General features: G+C 62.8%; 17 protein-coding genes, 1 tRNA gene and 1 pseudogene. 12 read left to right on the top strand and 7 right to left on the bottom strand.

What is annotated here, in order from left to right:
- Nucleotides 1-132: 132 nt before the first annotated feature.
- Nucleotides 133-858: an SDR family oxidoreductase gene (locus tag BG842_RS09810; protein ID WP_069450607.1), complete on the bottom strand. Its 726-nt coding sequence runs from the start codon at nt 856-858 to the stop codon at nt 133-135.
- A gap of 174 nt (nt 859-1,032) precedes the next feature.
- On the opposite strand from BG842_RS09810, the gene BG842_RS09805 reads away from it, so the two are divergent.
- The gene (locus BG842_RS09805; protein ID WP_069450606.1) at nt 1,033-2,175 is read left to right on the top strand and encodes a hypothetical protein; all 1,143 of its coding nucleotides are present in this window, start codon (nt 1,033-1,035) and stop codon (nt 2,173-2,175) included.
- Nucleotides 2,176-2,191: 16 nt separating this feature from the next.
- On the opposite strand, the gene carB is transcribed toward BG842_RS09805, so the two are convergent.
- Nucleotides 2,192-5,329, bottom strand: coding sequence for a carbamoyl-phosphate synthase large subunit (gene carB, locus BG842_RS09800; protein ID WP_069450605.1), 3,138 nt, complete (start codon nt 5,327-5,329; stop codon nt 2,192-2,194).
- 289 nt (nt 5,330-5,618) lie between these two features.
- Here carB and BG842_RS09795 point away from each other — a divergent pair, with 289 nt between their 5' ends.
- Both BG842_RS09795 and BG842_RS09790 read left to right on the top strand, forming a co-directional pair.
- Nucleotides 5,619-6,176: an FxsA family protein gene (locus tag BG842_RS09795; protein ID WP_069450604.1), complete on the top strand. Its 558-nt coding sequence runs from the start codon at nt 5,619-5,621 to the stop codon at nt 6,174-6,176.
- A gap of 36 nt (nt 6,177-6,212) precedes the next feature.
- Nucleotides 6,213-6,286, top strand: a tRNA-Ile gene (locus BG842_RS09790).
- 106 nt (nt 6,287-6,392) lie between these two features.
- On the opposite strand, the gene BG842_RS32495 is transcribed toward BG842_RS09790, so the two are convergent.
- Nucleotides 6,393-6,524 (bottom strand): hypothetical protein, encoded by a 132-nt coding sequence (locus BG842_RS32495; RefSeq protein ID WP_256388518.1) that lies wholly within the window; start codon nt 6,522-6,524, stop codon nt 6,393-6,395.
- A 76-nt stretch (nt 6,525-6,600) separates the two neighbouring features.
- A complete protein-coding gene (locus BG842_RS32490) occupies nt 6,601-6,726 on the bottom strand; it encodes a hypothetical protein (RefSeq protein ID WP_256388517.1) in 126 nt (41 codons plus the stop codon).
- Between the two features lie 49 nt (nt 6,727-6,775).
- Here BG842_RS32490 and BG842_RS09785 point away from each other — a divergent pair, with 49 nt between their 5' ends.
- Nucleotides 6,776-8,095, top strand: coding sequence for a cytochrome P450 (locus BG842_RS09785; RefSeq protein WP_069450603.1), 1,320 nt, complete (start codon nt 6,776-6,778; stop codon nt 8,093-8,095).
- A 12-nt stretch (nt 8,096-8,107) separates the two neighbouring features.
- Here the strand turns inward: BG842_RS09785 and BG842_RS09780 are convergent, their stop codons facing one another.
- Nucleotides 8,108-8,317, bottom strand: a complete 210-nt coding sequence (locus BG842_RS09780) for a hypothetical protein (protein ID WP_069450602.1) — start codon at nt 8,315-8,317, stop codon at nt 8,108-8,110.
- 102 nt (nt 8,318-8,419) lie between these two features.
- On the opposite strand from BG842_RS09780, the gene BG842_RS09775 reads away from it, so the two are divergent.
- The 3 genes from BG842_RS09775 to BG842_RS09765 are packed head-to-tail and all read left to right on the top strand — an operon-like array spanning nt 8,420 to nt 9,492.
- On the top strand, nt 8,420-8,632 hold the full coding sequence (locus BG842_RS09775) for a hypothetical protein (RefSeq protein ID WP_069450601.1): 213 nt from the start codon (nt 8,420-8,422) through the stop codon (nt 8,630-8,632).
- A 41-nt stretch (nt 8,633-8,673) separates the two neighbouring features.
- Nucleotides 8,674-8,934 carry a hypothetical protein gene (locus tag BG842_RS09770; RefSeq protein WP_007976904.1) on the top strand — a complete coding sequence of 87 codons (261 nt, stop codon included), beginning with the start codon at nt 8,674-8,676 and terminating at the stop codon, nt 8,932-8,934.
- A gap of 39 nt (nt 8,935-8,973) precedes the next feature.
- A complete protein-coding gene (locus BG842_RS09765) occupies nt 8,974-9,492 on the top strand; it encodes a peptidylprolyl isomerase (RefSeq protein WP_069450610.1) in 519 nt (172 codons plus the stop codon).
- Between the two features lie 101 nt (nt 9,493-9,593).
- On the opposite strand, the gene BG842_RS29745 is transcribed toward BG842_RS09765, so the two are convergent.
- Nucleotides 9,594-9,770 carry a hypothetical protein gene (locus tag BG842_RS29745; protein ID WP_175424118.1) on the bottom strand — a complete coding sequence of 59 codons (177 nt, stop codon included), beginning with the start codon at nt 9,768-9,770 and terminating at the stop codon, nt 9,594-9,596.
- Between the two features lie 376 nt (nt 9,771-10,146).
- Here BG842_RS29745 and BG842_RS09760 point away from each other — a divergent pair.
- Nucleotides 10,147-11,786 (top strand): annotated as a pseudogene (locus BG842_RS09760) (DUF255 domain-containing protein).
- A gap of 89 nt (nt 11,787-11,875) precedes the next feature.
- Nucleotides 11,876-12,682 (top strand): TrmB family transcriptional regulator, encoded by an 807-nt coding sequence (locus BG842_RS09755; protein ID WP_069450600.1) that lies wholly within the window; start codon nt 11,876-11,878, stop codon nt 12,680-12,682.
- Between the two features lie 2 nt (nt 12,683-12,684).
- On the opposite strand, the gene BG842_RS09750 is transcribed toward BG842_RS09755, so the two are convergent.
- Nucleotides 12,685-13,338: a molybdenum cofactor biosynthesis protein B gene (locus BG842_RS09750; RefSeq protein WP_069450599.1), complete on the bottom strand. Its 654-nt coding sequence runs from the start codon at nt 13,336-13,338 to the stop codon at nt 12,685-12,687.
- A gap of 87 nt (nt 13,339-13,425) precedes the next feature.
- Here BG842_RS09750 and BG842_RS09745 point away from each other — a divergent pair, with 87 nt between their 5' ends.
- From BG842_RS09745 to BG842_RS09735, 3 genes are all read left to right on the top strand, one after another.
- Nucleotides 13,426-14,466 (top strand): zinc-binding dehydrogenase, encoded by a 1,041-nt coding sequence (locus BG842_RS09745; protein WP_007976917.1) that lies wholly within the window; start codon nt 13,426-13,428, stop codon nt 14,464-14,466.
- Nucleotides 14,466-14,672 carry a hypothetical protein gene (locus BG842_RS09740; RefSeq protein ID WP_254663024.1) on the top strand — a complete coding sequence of 69 codons (207 nt, stop codon included), beginning with the start codon at nt 14,466-14,468 and terminating at the stop codon, nt 14,670-14,672. The genes BG842_RS09745 and BG842_RS09740 overlap by 1 nt, the downstream gene beginning before the upstream one ends.
- A 134-nt stretch (nt 14,673-14,806) precedes the next feature.
- Nucleotides 14,807-15,532 carry a helix-turn-helix domain-containing protein gene (locus BG842_RS09735; RefSeq protein WP_007976921.1) on the top strand — a complete coding sequence of 242 codons (726 nt, stop codon included), beginning with the start codon at nt 14,807-14,809 and terminating at the stop codon, nt 15,530-15,532.
- Nucleotides 15,533-15,579: the final 47 nt, after the last annotated feature.

The raw sequence follows: 15,579 nt of genomic DNA, 5'->3' as shown, positions 1-15,579 counted from the left end.
ACGACACCCTCGGATTCTTCGACGACGTTCTCTCGATGGCACCTCGACGGCGACTCGTCGCCGCGGACTAAGACTCCGACTCCACTCACCGACCGCTGATTATCGGCGGTAACGCGACGTACCGTTTTCCGATTATTCCTCGATTTCGATTCCTTTCTCGCCCGGGACGTTCCAATCGAGTTCGACCAGCCCCCGCGACGTTCCGCGGTGGCCGTCCCGACTGACGACTTCGAACGTCCGGTTCTCGGCTTCTGGTGTAAAGAGCGAGGCGAGCATCAGTCGAGCGACGTCCGCACGCGGGATGGACCCGGAGACGGTTTCGCCGCCCTCGCCGACCAACACGTCGCCGGTCGCGGGCGCGTTCGTCAGTCCTCCGGGGCGGATGATGGTGTACGGAACGCCCGAGGTCCGAAGCACGGATTCGGCGTGATTTTTCGCGTTGAGAACGCGCCAGAGGAGGAATCGAAACGGGGCGGTCACCCCTTCACGGGAGTCGCCGACGCCGATGGAACTCTCGAAGACGAAGTGCTCGACGTCGGCGGCGACGGCCGCATGGACGAGGTTCTCGACGCCCGCCCCGTCCACGAGGTCGCCCATCAGAGCGTGCAATCCCGGCGACGACCCGACAGCACAGAGGACGCGGTTGCAGTCGGCGACGGCGCGGGAGGCGTCCGCCGGGTCCAGCAGGTCGCCGACGATAACCTCGTCCGCACCGTCTTCTGACAGCGTTCGCTCCTTCTCGCGCGAGCGAGTCATCGCCCTGACGGTGATATCCGTATCGCGCAGTCGCCGGAGAAGTTCACGTCCCGTTCCGCCGCTGGCACCCGCGACGAGCAGTCGCTCGATTTCGTTCGACATTGTAGCGTGGGTAGGCGTAGAACCCTGAAAGGTCTCGCGGCCAACGGTGTCGTGCCGACTCACCGGGACCGCTACACGTCTCCACTCATATATTTACATAGGTAACAAAATAATAAATTTATTCAAATCTAGATTAATTATTTATTATCTCAATTCATTAAATAATTTGCAGCTATGAAGAAAGGCTACAACGGAGATACGGACGGAACCCAACCGGACAGGCGGGCAATTCTCAAAACCGGCGCGCTCGGACTGACGAGCATCGTCGGTGGGACCGGTCTTGCCAGTGCGGAACTGAACCAGAAGCAACCACAGGGAAGCGCGGTTTACACGGCGAAGGCGCCGGGAGGCGCGGCGATCTCCAACGAACGGCGACGAGCAGTTCGACGGCAGGCCGCCCGCGATTTCGAACGGAAAAACGGTCGTGCCCCCGCAGCCATCCCCGCGAGCGAGCAGCTGACGAGTTCCGGCGAGGTCGTGGCGTACGCCTACGGCTTCGACGCGAACGGCGTCGGGCGCTCCTACGTCGGCATCGCCGGTGAGGACATGACGGAGCCACAGGCGGAGTCGGGACGCGCTGAAGCCCAGATTCACGACCAATTCGACAGTCACGTCGCGGACATCTCCTCGGCCATCGAAACATCCGAGCAGGTTACCACGATGGCTGGTGGGATGGTCCCCGATACGAACAATATGGAGCAGGTGTTCTCACAGAAGCTCGAATACCTCGAAGACCCGTACGGCACGGTCAGTTCCACGTTCTACTGGTTCATTGACACGCTCGGCAGTTCCGAGGGCGATGTCCACGCGCTCCACTCCCCGGCGGGTTACGAACCCGGCACGTCCAAGTACGGGTCCGATTACAAGAACGAATGGGGTCGCGTATTCCACCGCTGGAACCAGAGCGATATGGGTAATACCGACGTGGACTACGGGCAGTGGAAGCCGTACGGAACCCAAGGCGGGTCGTCGTCGACCAGCTATTCGCTCAGTGTGAGCGCCGGTTGGATGACGGCGTCGGTTACGGCGGGTATAAGCTGGTCGTACTCCCAACCGAACGTCGAGGTCGTGGACGAGTCCTCGCCGACCAGCGAGTACAACCAGTGGCAGTTGAAGCTCAACTCCGCATGGGACGATGACACCCGCGAGAACTTCATCGGCTTCCAGCCGTCGAGCGCGGCGTCGATGAACCACTACGACTCATCGTCGATGGGCAAACGAACCATCTCCGGGAACGAAGTGAAAGCGCAGTTCTCGAACGGGGATTCGAGCCGCAACCTGTGGTCGAAAAACGAGTTCTACCTACAGCCGGCCTGAGTCGAACGTCGAGCGGTTAGCGACCCCACTCGCGCTCGACCTTCGGCCTGTCGCCGACCGACTGCACGCAAATCGGTTCGTCGCGCGCCCCGAGCGCTTCGACCGCCGCCGTCGCGCTGGCAGCGGTCGTGAAGTACGTGATATCTTCCTCGACAGCCATCTCCAATGCCTCGCGGTCGTCGCTCACGAGGAGGTCGATTTTTCCTTCCCGGACCGCCTTCGCGGTGTCCTCGAACTCGGCGAGTTCGTAGTAGTCGCCGAAGCCGTCCACTTCGAGTTCGACGACCGCGACGCCCTCCGTCGGAAGCGCGTTCGAGGCGGCGGATTGGGCCTTCTCGTAGGCCTTGCCGAACGAGTCGGCGGTGCCCATCACTTCACCCGTCGATTTCATCTCCGGGCCGAGGCGCGGGTCGGACCCGGTGAGGCGGTCGAACGGGAGAACAACCTCTTTCACGCTCGTCTGCTCGGGAATCTGTTCGACAGCATCGAGGTCAGCAAGCGTCTCCCCGGCCATCACCTTCGCCGCGAGTTTCGCTATCGGGACGCCCGTCGCCTTCGAGACGAACGGCACCGTCCGCGAGGAACGCGGGTTGGCTTCGAGGACGTAGACCGTTCCGTCCTGAACGGCCAACTGGACGTTGAGCAGCCCGACCGTATCGAGGGCGCGGGCGATGTCTTCAGTCACGTCACGGACGCGAGAGAGCGTCTCCTCGGACAGCGAGCGAGTCGGAATCATGCAGGCCGAGTCGCCCGAGTGGACGCCCGCGCTCTCGACGTGCTCCATGATGCCGCCGATGACGATGTTCTCGCCGTCGGAAACGGCGTCCACGTCCAGTTCCACCGCGTCGGCGAGGAACTCGTCCACGAGGATGGGTTTGTCGGGCGAGACGCGGACCGCCTCCTCGATGTACTCCGTGAGTTCGTCGTCGTCGTACACGATGTCCATCGCGCGGCCACCGAGGACGTAGGACGGACGCACGAGGACGGGGTAGCCGATGTCGTGCGCGAGTCCGAGGGCTTCCTCCTCGCTCGTCGCGCTCCCGCCGGTCGGCTGTTCGATTCCCAAGTCGTCCATGAGGCGGTTGAAGCGGTCGCGGTCTTCCGCGAGGTCCATGGCGTCCACCGTGGTGCCGAGGACCTTGCAGTCGAGGTCCCGGCGTTCGAGTTCCTCCTCCAGCGGGTGACCGATATCGACCGAGGTCTGACCGCCGAACTGGACCATCACGCCGTCGGCGTTCGTCGCCTCGATGACGTCGGCGACCTCTTCGGCCGTTATCGGTTCGAAGAACAGGCCGTCGGAGGTGTCGTAGTCCGTCGAAACCGTCTCCGGATTGTTGTTCACGACGTGGGCCTCGATGCCCATCTCGCGGAGCGCGCGGACCGCGTGGACCGAACAGTAGTCGAACTCGACGCCCTGCCCGATGCGAATCGGGCCGCCGCCGACGACCACGACGCTCTCCACGTCGGGGTTCACCTGCAGTTCGTCGTTGCCGAACACGTTCGTCTCGCGGGCGGAGCGGGCGGAGTAGTAGTACGGCGTCGAGGCGGCGAACTCGCCCGCACAGGTATCGACCTGCTTGAACGAGCGCTCGGGTGCGGCCGTCTCGACCGACCCGACGTCGGCACCGGCCATCGCCGCGACCTCCTGGTTCGTGAACCCTTTCTCGGCGGCGGGGGCGAACTCGCCGTCCTGTGCGGCCTCGACCGATTCCGCGATGCGTCCGTAGCGCTCGACGTACCACGATTCGATGCCAGTCAGGTCCGCGACCTGTTCGGCGGTGTAGCCGCGTTCGAACGCCTCGAACATGGCGTACGGGCGGTCGGGGCTCGGCCGTTCGAGATAGTGGGTTTCGAGTTCGTCGTCGGAAATTTCGTCCCACTCCGCGTCGGGTTCGTACTCGGAACTGCGGAGGGCTTTGAGGAGGCTCTCCTCGAAGGTGCGTCCGATGGCCATCGCCTCGCCGGTCGATTTCATCGCGGTGCTGAGTTCGAAGTCCACGTCGTCGAACTTGTCCTTGGGCCAGCGCGGAACCTTCGTCACCACGTAGTCGATGGCGGGTTCGAACGCCGCCGTGGTTTCGCCCGTGATCTCGTTCTCGATTTCGTGCAGGCGCTTTCCGAGCGCGACCTTCGCCGTGACGCGGGCGATGGGGTAGCCCGTTGCCTTGGAGGCCAGCGCCGAGGAACGCGAGACGCGCGGGTTCACTTCGACGACGCGGTACTCGCCGCCGGGCGTGCCGTCGTCGTGCCACGCGAACTGGATGTTACATCCGCCCTGAATCCCCAAATCGCGGATGACTTCGAGGGCCACGTCGCGCATCTCTTGGTGTCCCTCGTCGGGGATGACCTGCGATGGCGTGACGACGGTTGACTCGCCCGTGTGAATCCCCATCGGGTCGAGGTTCTCCATGTTGCAGATGATGATACACGAGTCGTCGGCGTCGCGCATCACTTCGTACTCCAGTTCGACCCATCCCTCGATGGATTCCGTGATGAGCACCTCGTTGTTGCGCGAGAGGCGCAGCCCCTTCCGCACGCGCTCTTTCAGTTCGTCCATCTCGTGGACGACGCCGGACCCGGACCCGCCGAGGGTGTAGGTCGTCCGCGAGATGACGGGGAGGCCGCCGACCGTTTCCACTGCTTCCTCGACTCGTTCACCCAGCGCGTCCTCGTCCAAATCCGTGACCGATTCGCCCTCGTCGAGCGTGATGGTCGTCGAACGCGGCATCGGTTGGCCCAAGTCCTGCATCCGCTCGCGGAAGAGGTCGCGGTCCTCGGTGGCGTAGATGGTGTCGAGGGGCGTTCCCATTATCTCCACGTCGTACTCGTCGAGGATGCCCTCCTCGCTGAGTTCGGCGGTGACGTTCAGTCCCGTCTGTCCACCAAGTCCGGCGATAACGCCGTCCGGGCGCTCCTTCCGGATGATTTCGGCGATGGCGTCCGTCGTGATGGGTTCGATGTACACCTCGTCGGCCATCTCCGGGTCGGTCATGATGGTCGCCGGGTTGGAGTTCACGAGAACGACTCGCGCCCCCTCTTCCTGTAGCGCGCGGCAGGCCTGTGCGCCGGAGTAGTCGAACTCCGCTGCCTGCCCTATTTGGATGGGTCCGCTTCCGATGAGCAAAATCGTCCTGTCCTCGGTGTCCTCACTCATGGCTGTTATCGATGTGAAGTTCGTACATCGTAATAAGCCCCACGAATCATTACGAGGTACGAAACTGAATTTCGAATTTCGGAAATCCACGAGCAGATTTGCGTTGTTCGAGAGGATTCCGGGGATTACAGGACGGAAAGCGGGGGACGGAGCCCAGAACTGAACGAAAGAACAATTGTCGTGGGCGCAATCGGCGTTTCAGCAGGGGATTTTTCCTTCCTCACGTTCGCCTCTTCGAGTACATATCTGCAGGTAAAGGGTTTTACAGCCTGAACCACTACGTCGAATCATGTGGAAACGGTTGCTGGCGCTGTTGCTGTTGATACCGTTACTCGACGGGCTGTTCCTCATCTTCGTCGCCTCGCAGATCGGCTGGATGATCACCGTCGCGCTCGTCGTACTGACCGCCCTTATCGGCATGATGCTCGTCCGTGCCGAAGGGAAACACACCATCAGACGGATTCAAACCGATCTCGCACGCGGGGACGCCCCGACGAACCGCATCATCGACGGCGGCTTCCTGCTCGTCTCGGGTGCCTTCCTGCTCACGCCCGGCCTCATCACGGACACGCTCGGGTTCCTGTTCGCGCTCCCGCCCACGCGTGCGGTGTTCCGTACGGTGGCGAAAAAGTGGGTCATCACGCCCTACCTCGACAAGCAGACCGGCGGGTTCGCCACGGGCAACGTCTACACCTTCGGCTTCCCCAACGGTGGCAACGTCACCGGGGCTGGAAACTCGGGCAACACGACCTCCTCGAACGGTTCCAGTGGTGACACGTACCGGGTGGATTCGGACGCCTATGATATCGATTTCGATGACGACTCGGAGGAGAAAGGAAACCCTTAAAACTCACAACCGGCAACGAGTAAATGCGTCCAACCGGGGCCAATAGCTCAGTTAGGTTGAGCGCTCGGCTGATAACCGGGAGGTCCGCGGTTCAAATCCGCGTTGGCCCACCTTTCAACGAGGGCCGAGGACAACTCCCCAGCCAACTAATCTTACGGTTCACAACGCCTTCGAGAGTTCTCTCTCGCGGTTCGATTCTCCACCACTTTACGACCGTCAGCAACTGCTTCGGCTCTTCTGCACTTTTCGAACCACCCAGACGAACGAGATGACCGCCACCCCCGTCAGCAGGTGTTTCGCCAGTCCGCGCCAGTTCGGATAGTCGGTTTCCGCCCCCTCGTTCTTCATGGGTTCTCGTCGGGAGAGTCACTGAAATCGGTTGTGGCGCTCGGTCCGTTCCTCGAAAACTCGGGAGAAACCGCCGTCAGTCGAATTCCAGTCCCCGCTCTCGCTCCCGCCCTCGTCGCGCTGTCACGTCCCCGACCGTCTCGTTCTCCAACAGCAGATCCACCCGCCGTTCGAACTCCCCACTAGAATTTATAAAAATCATGCCACTCGTTCGGGCGCAGGTTCTTAGCGCATGCGACCCAATCACAACCATGGCGAACCGGGTACCATCGGGACCGGAGGGGGTACCGTTTCTGGGGTCGAGCCTGCAGTACGCGGACGACCCGCTGGGGTTCATGGAGCGCGTCGCACGCGAGTACGGCGACGTGGCCCGCATCGACGTGTACGGACAGGAGGTCTACCAGGTAACCGACCCGGCGGCCATCCGACGCGTCCTCGTGACGAACGCCACGAACTACCGCAAGCCGAGTCTGGGCGGCGACGAGGGACTCGGTGGTCTCCTCGGCGACGGTCTGCTGACCAGCGACGGCGACCACTGGCAGCGTCAGCGTAAGGCCATGCAACCGTCCTTCTACGGCGAGAAACTGGACGGGTATGGGGAGATAATCGTCCGCGATACGACCGAGTTGGCCGACTCGTTTTCCGACGGCGAGCACACCGACATCCACGCCGAGATGTCGGAACTCACCCTCAGAATCGTCGTCGAGAGCCTGCTCGGCGCTCGAATCGACGGGATGGAACGCGCAATCCGCGAAGCGCTGATGGAAGTCGGAGAGCGCTTCCAACCCGGTCCGCAGGGGTTCGTTCCCGAAGAGGTGCCGACGCCGCGAAACGTGCGATATCGCCGCGCCGTGGAGAAACTGGACCGAATCCTTCGGGAGATTCGCCGCCAACACGAGTACACCGGCGACGAGGACGACCTGCTCGGCGTGTTGCTCGACCGGCGCGACGAGGGAGCACTCTCCGACGAGAGCGTCCGCAACGAGATGATGACGATGTTGCTCGCTGGACACGACACGACGGCCTTGACGCTCACGTACGCGTGGTATCTGCTCTCGAAACACCCCGAGGTCGCGGAGCGATTTCACGACGAACTCGATTCGGTGGTGGAGGGGACGCCGACGGTCGCCGACCTCGCGGACCTCGACTACCTCGACGACATCGTTACGGAGACGCTGCGACTGTATCCGCCCGCCTACGTCGTCTACCGGCAGGCGGCAGCGGCGGACGAACTCGCCGGATTCCACGTCCCGGCGGACACCATCGTCTCCACGCCGCAGTGGGTCGTCCACCACGACGAGCGGTTTTTCTCCGACCCGTGGGAATTCCGCCCCGAGCGCTGGACGGACGAGTTCCGCCGCGACCTCCCGCCGTTCGCTTACTTCCCGTTCGGCGGCGGCCCGCGCAAGTGTATCGGCGACGGCTTCGCCATGCGCGAGGCGAAACTCGTGCTGGCGACGCTCGGCACGCGATTCGAGTTCGACCTCGTTTCCACCGCGTCGTTGGACTTCGTTCCGCTCGTCACCTTGCACCCGGCAAATCCGGTCGAGGTGACGGTGCGAGCGCGGTAGACCGTTCCTCTTTCAGTCCATCTCCCGGACGACGACCGAGATGCCGATTCCGGCCGCGAGAAGGACGACGAGGTTGAACACCGCGTTGAACAGCGACCGGTACTGGTCGGCTACGAACGTTCGAATCACGTCGAGGGCGCTCATGTAGAACTGAAACAGCGCCACGACGGCGAGGAGGACGAGGACGGCGATACCGCCCGCAAGTATTCGTTCACATTTCATGTCTGATTCTATCTATGTCTCGATAAATGTTTGCATTATGTTACTTTTCCCCTGGCGGGCAAAACCGTGCGATTCACGCAAGTGGAGGACGAAGCCGGTAGTATGAGCACAGAGAACGCCGCGAAGAAGGTTCGGTTCGGCCTGGCGATGGCGCTCGGCGTCATCGTGCCGGGCATGCTGAAATACGTCCTGACCCAGAGCGGATACGGTCTACTCGGGTCCGTGATCTTCTACACCGGTTATCTCTCGGCCGCCGTCGTAATCTGGTACGTCTGGATCAGACCGCTGGAGTTGACCGGTTCGAGCGGGGCATAGCGGAAGTTTAAAGGAGAACTCACACCGACTCTCGGACAGGAATGTTCGAGTTCGTCCCATTACCGCTCGTCGACGACTTCCTTCTCAAAATCAACGTCGGAGACGCGATTTTCGCGCTGTTCGCGGTTTCGCTCGTGGCTTCGATTCCGCTAAAGTCACGGAAAGTACTTTCGCTGAACTCGATTCTGTTCGGCATTCTGTTCCTCCTCATCGTGTCGATGGGGGCACCGGCCACGTACGCCTATCTCGGCGTCGTGTTGTTGGTCATCGCGCCCCTGCTGTACACGACGGCCGGTCGATAGATAGAACGTCTTTTTTCCTTGGAGGCCGACCGTTCGGACATGGCAGACGACCTAACGGCCACGCTTCACACGAATCACGGCGACATCGAGGTTCGATTGTTCGACGAACGCGCACCCCGAACCGTCGGAAACTTCGTCGGTCTGGCGACCGGCGAGCGCGAATGGACGGACCCGCAGTCGGGCGACCGAATGACCGACCAACCGCTTTACGACGACGTGCTCTTCCACCGCGTCATCGACGGCTTCATGATTCAGGGCGGCGACCCGACCGGAACCGGCCGCGGCGGTCCCGGCTACCAGTTCGACGACGAGTTCCACCCCGAACTCTCCCACGACGGTCCGGGCATCCTCTCGATGGCGAACTCCGGCCCGAACACCAACGGTTCACAGTTCTTCATCACGCTCGACGCTCAACCGCACCTCGATAACCGCCACGCCGTGTTCGGCGAGGTCATCGACGGCATGGACGTCGTCGAAGAGATCGGTGACGTCGATACGAACCCGCAGGACAAACCGCTCGACGACGTGGTTCTCGAATCCGTCGAGATTCACGACTGAGCGCCGACGCGAACGGTTCGTTTTTTCTCGCTATCGACGAGCGGCGGTTCTCGGACTCGAATCGACGGTTCTCAAATCATCGGTTCTCAAATCACCGATTCTCAAATCGACGCGTTGTCGAGGACGATTTCGACCAGCGCGAGACAGACGAGCAGTCCCGCGAGAACGGCGCTCTCCGTGAACCCGTAGTGGAACGGGTACACCCACAGGGAGAGAAAGAGGAGCGCACCGACGACGAGAAGGCACGCGCCGAGTAGGAGTTTCGCTTTCGGACGCATATCCGAAACGGTGTGTCGGATTTTTAGATATTTTCGCTCACGAGCGAAGAGTCCGTGCTGTTCGTCTTCTCGGAAGAATCTCTAAAATCGCCGATTCCGACCGTTCGTCGCCGAGGGTTTCGGCACGACTACCAGTTTTTACCACGATTACTAGGGTCCACGACCGCACCACATGCGGATGGGCGGCAGGAACCGCACGGCCGCCCATCCTCGGCGTCCCCGTGCCTCCCCGGGCGTGGTCGCGGCGCGTTCGACGTGAACGCGCCGCGACCACCGCGCGTCCCGTTGGCCGGACGGCTATCGATTTGCGGCGGTTTGTCCTCCGTCGGGATGCCGATTCCGAAACCACTTCCGTCGTTCGACGCCAAGCCCCGCCATGGACGACTCTGCGGAACGGACGAAAGTCGAGTGGCGCGAGTGGGGTGACGCGGCGTTCGAGGAGGCACGGGAGGAAGACAAACCCGTCCTGCTCTCGCTGTCGGCGCGCTGGTGTTCGTGGTGCCACGAGATGGACGAGACGACCTACGCGCTGCCGACGCTGGCGGCGAACGTCAACGACTCATTCATTCCGGTTCGGGCCGACATCGACCGTCAGCCGCGCGTCAGGGAGCGATACAACATGGGCGGCTTCCCGACGACGGTGTTCCTCACGCCCGAAGGCGAACACTTGACCGGTGCGACGTTCCTCGACGCGAACACCATGCGCCAGGTCGTCGGACAGGTGCGGGACCTCTGGAAGCACAAGGGACGCGAGGCGTCGCAAGTCCCGCGAACCGTCCGCGACCAGAACCCCCAGCGGGCGAGGTCACAGACGAAATCGAGCGCCTGCTGGTCGGTCAGGTAGAAGACCGGTTCGACCCCACCAACGGCGGTTGGGGAGACGACGCGAAGTTCCCGCTTCCCCGGACCGTCGAGTTCGCACTGAAACGGGACCGGAAGCGCGCGCTCGCCACGCTCTCGCCCATCACGGCGAACCTCTACGACGACTACGAGGGTGGCTTCTTCCGCTACGCCGGAACTCGCGAGTGGAACGACGTTCACCGCGAGAAGATGCTCGACGTGAACGCCGCGCTGTTGTGCGCCTACGCGAACGCCTACCTGTACACGGGCGAGGAACGCTACCGCGACCCCGCCGCGAAGACCGTCGAGTACCTGACGACGACGCTCTGGGAGGGCGACGCCTTCGGCGGCAGCCAGCGACCCGGCGACGGCTATTACGAGGGCGACGCGAGCGACCGCGAGAGTCGGGAAGCTCCGGCGGTCGATTTCACGGCCTTCGCCGACCGGAACGCGCTCGCCGCCGACGCCCTGCTCACGTACACCGCCTACACGGACGACGAACACGCCCGCCGCTACGCCGAGCGGACCCTCGATTTCCTCGCATCGTACGTCGAGGACGGCGCGGTCGTCCACTACCGCGACGGCGACGAGGAGGGCGAGCGGGGCCTGCTCGCCGACCAAGCCAGCGTGATTCGAGCGTTCGTCACCGCCGCGCAGGTGCTCGGGGACGAGGAAGGCTATCTCGACACCGCCCGCTCCGTCGCCGACCACGCCATCGACACGCTACAGACGGACGACGGCGCGTTCATCGACGGGCCGGAGGAGGGACCGGGGCTGCTCGACCGGTCGCTCCGCCCCGTGGACGACAACGCCACAATCGCGGACGCGCTGGTCGATGTGGCAATCCTGACCGGCGAAGAGTCCTACGAAACCGCGGCACGCGACGCCATCGGCGCGTTCGCCGGTGCGGCGGACAGAATCGGCGTGCAGGTGGCTGGCTACGCAACCGCCGCGTCTCGGCTGTGTCGCTCGCCCCTGCAAGTCGTCGTCGCCACCGAAGCGGGTTCGAACCTGCATCGCGCCGCGCTTCGTCTCGCCGACCACGAGAAGGTGGCCGTGCTCGACCCCGACGGCGAGTACGAGCGAGGAACCGCCCGCCTCGTCGATGGCGAAACGGTCTCGGACGCGGCGAGGTCGCCCGCGGAGTTGAGTGAACTGGCGGCGAGTTTCTTCTGAACTGATCATGAGAAAATAAGCGGGCATTCGGTCGAACGTCCGGAAAACGCACGTAGAGTTTTTATACTGTCGCCCTAATGTCATCAGATATGGCAAATCTCCGCGATTTGGGTCTCTCCGAATACGAAGCTCGCGCGTACCGGGCGCTGTTGAACACCGGCCCGACGACGGCGAAGGACCTCTCCCGGGTGAGCGACGTTCCGATGGGGAGGATTTACGACGTTCTCAACAGCTTGGAGACGCACAATCTCGTCCGGAGTCAGAGCGCGAGCCGTCCGAAGAAGTACGTCGCGGTCGAACCCAGCACCGCACTCGATCGACTGCTGGACGACAAGCTGGACGAACTGAACGCCAAGGCGAACCAGTACGAAGAGATCGTCGACGAGTTGAGCACCGAACTGGACGCCGTTGAGCCACCCATCGAGGAGGGGTTCTGGACGGCGGCGGTCGGCGCGGACGACTCGCTCGAACTGCTCATCGAGCGGTTGGACGCCGCGGAACGTCGCATCGACATGGTTGCCGGGCGCGTCTCGCCGACGTTCGATATCGGAAATATCGGCGATACCGTTACCGAGCACCTCGAACGCGCGTTGGATCGCGGCGTGGACGTGTCCGTCCTCATGTCGCCGGAACTCGTCAGCACGCTCCCCGAGAGCGTCGGACAGCGATATGCATCGACTCTCTCCGACCATCCGCAGTTTTCGGTTCGGACGACGCCGGAAATCGACGGCACGTTCAACCTCATCGACGACATCGAGGTGTGTATCGAGGTTGCGAACCCCCTCTCACCCGGCGAGGCGTTCGCCATGATAGACCTCAAAGACCCCGAGTTCGCGGCGAACGTCAACAGCCAGTTTTCCTCGCGGTGGGAGACGGCGGAACCGCTCCACTTTTGATGCTACTCGCGTCGCGCGAGACCGGCGAGGTGGCCCGCCTCTTCGAGAATGATTTCGGATACGCCGAGTCGAACCGCGTTCTCGCTCCCGGGGAGACAACAGACCACGACGCCGCCCGCGACGCCCGCGGTCGCTCGCGTCCCGACGATTTTCGTCCCGATGTCGTCGTAGGAGAGTCGCCGGAACAGTTCGCCGAAACCGGGTAGCTCCTTTTCGAGCAGCGGGCGAACGGCCTCTACCGTCACGTCGTCCGGCGTGACTCCGGTGCCGCCGGTCGTGACGATGACGTCCACGTCGTCGCGCCCGACGATGTTGTGCACCGTTTTCTGTACCCCGTCGTGGTCGTCGGCGACGAGTTCCCGCGTCACGACGTCGTGTCCCGCATCCTCGACGAGTTCCGCGATGGCGTCGCCCGCCGGGTCGTCGTCCACGGACCTCGACGAGGAGACGGTGACGACCGCGAAGCCGAGTTCGCTCACGTCGTGGTTGTGATGGTCGTGGTCGTGGTTGTGCGCGTGGTGGTCGTGGTCGTGTTCATCGTCGCTGTGGCTGTCGTGACCGTCTCCGTGGTCGTGGTGGCCGTGTTCGTCCTCGTCGTGTCCAGTGTCATCGTGGCCGTCGCTGTGGTCTCCGCCGTTATCGTCGTGATTCGTCATGCCCGACTCTTGGGCGGGCCACCCCAAAAGTCCACACGAACCCCTGATTTGCACACAGTTTTAGTCTTCGCCGCCGACGGTGCAAGCATGAAGGCCGTCCAGTTCACGGAACACGGCGGAACCGAAGTTATCGAATACGGCGATTTCCCCGACCCGGAACCAGAACGCGACGAGGTTCTCGTCGACGTGAAGGCGGGTGCGCTGAACCACTTGGACGTGTGGACGCGCCGCGGACTGCCCGGGATCACCCTCGACATGCCGCACATCCCCGGCAGCGACGGGGCGGGCGAGGTCGTGGACGTCGGCGAAGACGTGACGCGCTTCGAACCCGGCGACCGCGTTGCGCTCTCGGCGGGCGTCAGTTGCGGGAAGTGCGAGTTCTGCCGCCACGGCGAGCACTCGATGTGCGTCAACTACCACATCATCGGCGAGCACGTCCGCGGCGTTCACAGCGAACTCGCCGCCGTCCCCGAGGATAACTTGCTTTCGGTTCCCGAGGGCGTCTCATGGGAGACGGCCGCGGCGGCCCCGCTCGTCTTCCAGACCGCGTGGCGGATGCTCATCACGCGCGCCGACGTCACGTCGGGCGAACACGTTCTCGTCCTCGGCGCGTCCGGCGGCGTCGGCCACGCGGCGGTTCAGATCGCCGACTACGCGGGAGCGACGGTGTACGCCACGGGGAGCAGCGAGGCGAAACTCGAACACGCCCGCGAACTCGGTGCCGACCACGTTATCGACTACGAGGCCGAGGATTTCGCCTCGCAAATCCGCGAGTTGACCGGCGGACGCGGCGTCGATGTCGTCGTGGACCACATCGGCAAGGCCACGTGGCAGGATTCACTCAAGAGTCTCGCCAAGGGCGGACGAATCGTCACCTGTGGCGCGACCACCGGGGGCCAACCGGAAACCGACATCAACCGAATCTTCTGGAACCAGCTCTCGGTCATCGGCTCGACGATGGCCAGCCTCGGCGAGGCGGACGACGTGATGGAACTCGTCTGGGACGGCACCTTCGAACCCGCGATTCGGGAGGTCCTCCCGATGAGCGAGACGGCCCGCGCCCACGAGATGCTCGAAAACCGGGAAGGCTTTGGTAAAGTGGTGGTAAAACCCGATAGCGAGTTATGATGACCGAGAACAGCGAATCGAGGGAGTTCGGACGGAGCGGGTGGATTCTGGTCGGCGTAATCGTACTGGCGTTCGTCGTTTCGCCGCTGCTCATCTACCTCAATCCGCCCTATCTGCCGTTCAAGTTCGCCTACCTCATCCTGCCGCTCATCCCGGCGCTGTTGCTCGGCGGGGCGGCGGTGTGGTCGGCCCAAAAACGGGTGTAGGTGCGACCGGACCGACCCGAACGCACGTCCCGGTGTCTCATATTGTCCGACATTTTCTCGAATCGATATTCTTCTGAAATGTAATCTCCGCAATACACAAATTTTTCATGATGTGGGAGAATGACACACTCAGAATGAGCGTCATCCACGTCTCGGAGAAACACGACGGAACGACACATCGGCAAGTGGAACTCAAATTCTGGCATCCGGGATGCTGGACGCTCGAAGTCTCCGACGAGTACGACGGAACCCACATCATCGAGAAGTCGCTCTACCCGACCGACGAGATGGTTAAGGGTGACTTCATCATCGTCTCCGAGGGTGACCACGACATCGAGACGTTCGTCGAAGCCATCGACTCCCACCGCGTGGTCGAGAGCACGGCTATCCTGAAACACAGCGGCGACCGCGCCCGCGTCGTCGTCACCTACGCGCGCTCGTCCAGCATCGTCCCGGAAATCGTCAACTCGGAGTTCATGCCCATCGAACCAGTGCACATCACCGGCGGGTACGAGTACTGGACCGTCCTCGTCCGCTCGGACCAACTCGAATCCGTCTTCACCAGACTCGAAGACGAGTACGACGTGCAGTTGGAATCGATTCACGAGGTCGACCCCCACGACAACGTGGAGTTCGCCAACACCAGCGACCGGATTTACGACTCGCTTTCGGCCCGCCAGACGGAGTGTCTCTTCTCGGCGCACGAGGCGGGCTACTACAACTGGCCGCGTGACGTGACCGCGAACGACATCGCCGCCGACTTCGGCATCAGCGGCCCGACGTTCCTCGAACACCTCAGGAAGGGCGAACAGAAGGTCCTCAACGCCTTCCTCACCAAACTCGCCAAGCGAAACTACTGACCGCGCTGTCCCGTTGGCCGCATCACGAACCGATTTGAGGGTCGCCC

Origin of the sequence: Haladaptatus sp. W1, assembly GCF_001723155.1 — an archaeon.
Taxonomy (GTDB): Archaea; Halobacteriota; Halobacteria; order Halobacteriales; family Haladaptataceae; genus Haladaptatus; species Haladaptatus paucihalophilus.
This window is presented reverse-complemented; position numbering and strand designations above follow the sequence as displayed.

What these genes read in the sequence shown, in the direction of transcription:
- BG842_RS09810 (WP_069450607.1), bottom strand. Translation starts at nt 858, where the DNA reads ATGTCGAACGAAATCGAGCGACTGCTCGTCGCGGGTGCCAGCGGCGGA.
- BG842_RS09805 (WP_069450606.1), top strand. Translation starts at nt 1,033, where the DNA reads ATGAAGAAAGGCTACAACGGAGATACGGACGGAACCCAACCGGACAGG.
- carB (WP_069450605.1), bottom strand. Translation starts at nt 5,329, where the DNA reads ATGAGTGAGGACACCGAGGACAGGACGATTTTGCTCATCGGAAGCGGA.
- BG842_RS09795 (WP_069450604.1), top strand. Translation starts at nt 5,619, where the DNA reads ATGTGGAAACGGTTGCTGGCGCTGTTGCTGTTGATACCGTTACTCGAC.
- BG842_RS32495 (WP_256388518.1), bottom strand. Translation starts at nt 6,524, where the DNA reads ATGAAGAACGAGGGGGCGGAAACCGACTATCCGAACTGGCGCGGACTG.
- BG842_RS32490 (WP_256388517.1), bottom strand. Translation starts at nt 6,726, where the DNA reads ATGATTTTTATAAATTCTAGTGGGGAGTTCGAACGGCGGGTGGATCTG.
- BG842_RS09785 (WP_069450603.1), top strand. Translation starts at nt 6,776, where the DNA reads ATGGCGAACCGGGTACCATCGGGACCGGAGGGGGTACCGTTTCTGGGG.
- BG842_RS09780 (WP_069450602.1), bottom strand. Translation starts at nt 8,317, where the DNA reads ATGAAATGTGAACGAATACTTGCGGGCGGTATCGCCGTCCTCGTCCTC.
- BG842_RS09775 (WP_069450601.1), top strand. Translation starts at nt 8,420, where the DNA reads ATGAGCACAGAGAACGCCGCGAAGAAGGTTCGGTTCGGCCTGGCGATG.
- BG842_RS09770 (WP_007976904.1), top strand. Translation starts at nt 8,674, where the DNA reads ATGTTCGAGTTCGTCCCATTACCGCTCGTCGACGACTTCCTTCTCAAA.
- BG842_RS09765 (WP_069450610.1), top strand. Translation starts at nt 8,974, where the DNA reads ATGGCAGACGACCTAACGGCCACGCTTCACACGAATCACGGCGACATC.
- BG842_RS29745 (WP_175424118.1), bottom strand. Translation starts at nt 9,770, where the DNA reads ATGCGTCCGAAAGCGAAACTCCTACTCGGCGCGTGCCTTCTCGTCGTC.
- BG842_RS09755 (WP_069450600.1), top strand. Translation starts at nt 11,876, where the DNA reads ATGGCAAATCTCCGCGATTTGGGTCTCTCCGAATACGAAGCTCGCGCG.
- BG842_RS09750 (WP_069450599.1), bottom strand. Translation starts at nt 13,338, where the DNA reads ATGACGAATCACGACGATAACGGCGGAGACCACAGCGACGGCCACGAT.
- BG842_RS09745 (WP_007976917.1), top strand. Translation starts at nt 13,426, where the DNA reads ATGAAGGCCGTCCAGTTCACGGAACACGGCGGAACCGAAGTTATCGAA.
- BG842_RS09740 (WP_254663024.1), top strand. Translation starts at nt 14,466, where the DNA reads ATGACCGAGAACAGCGAATCGAGGGAGTTCGGACGGAGCGGGTGGATT.
- BG842_RS09735 (WP_007976921.1), top strand. Translation starts at nt 14,807, where the DNA reads ATGAGCGTCATCCACGTCTCGGAGAAACACGACGGAACGACACATCGG.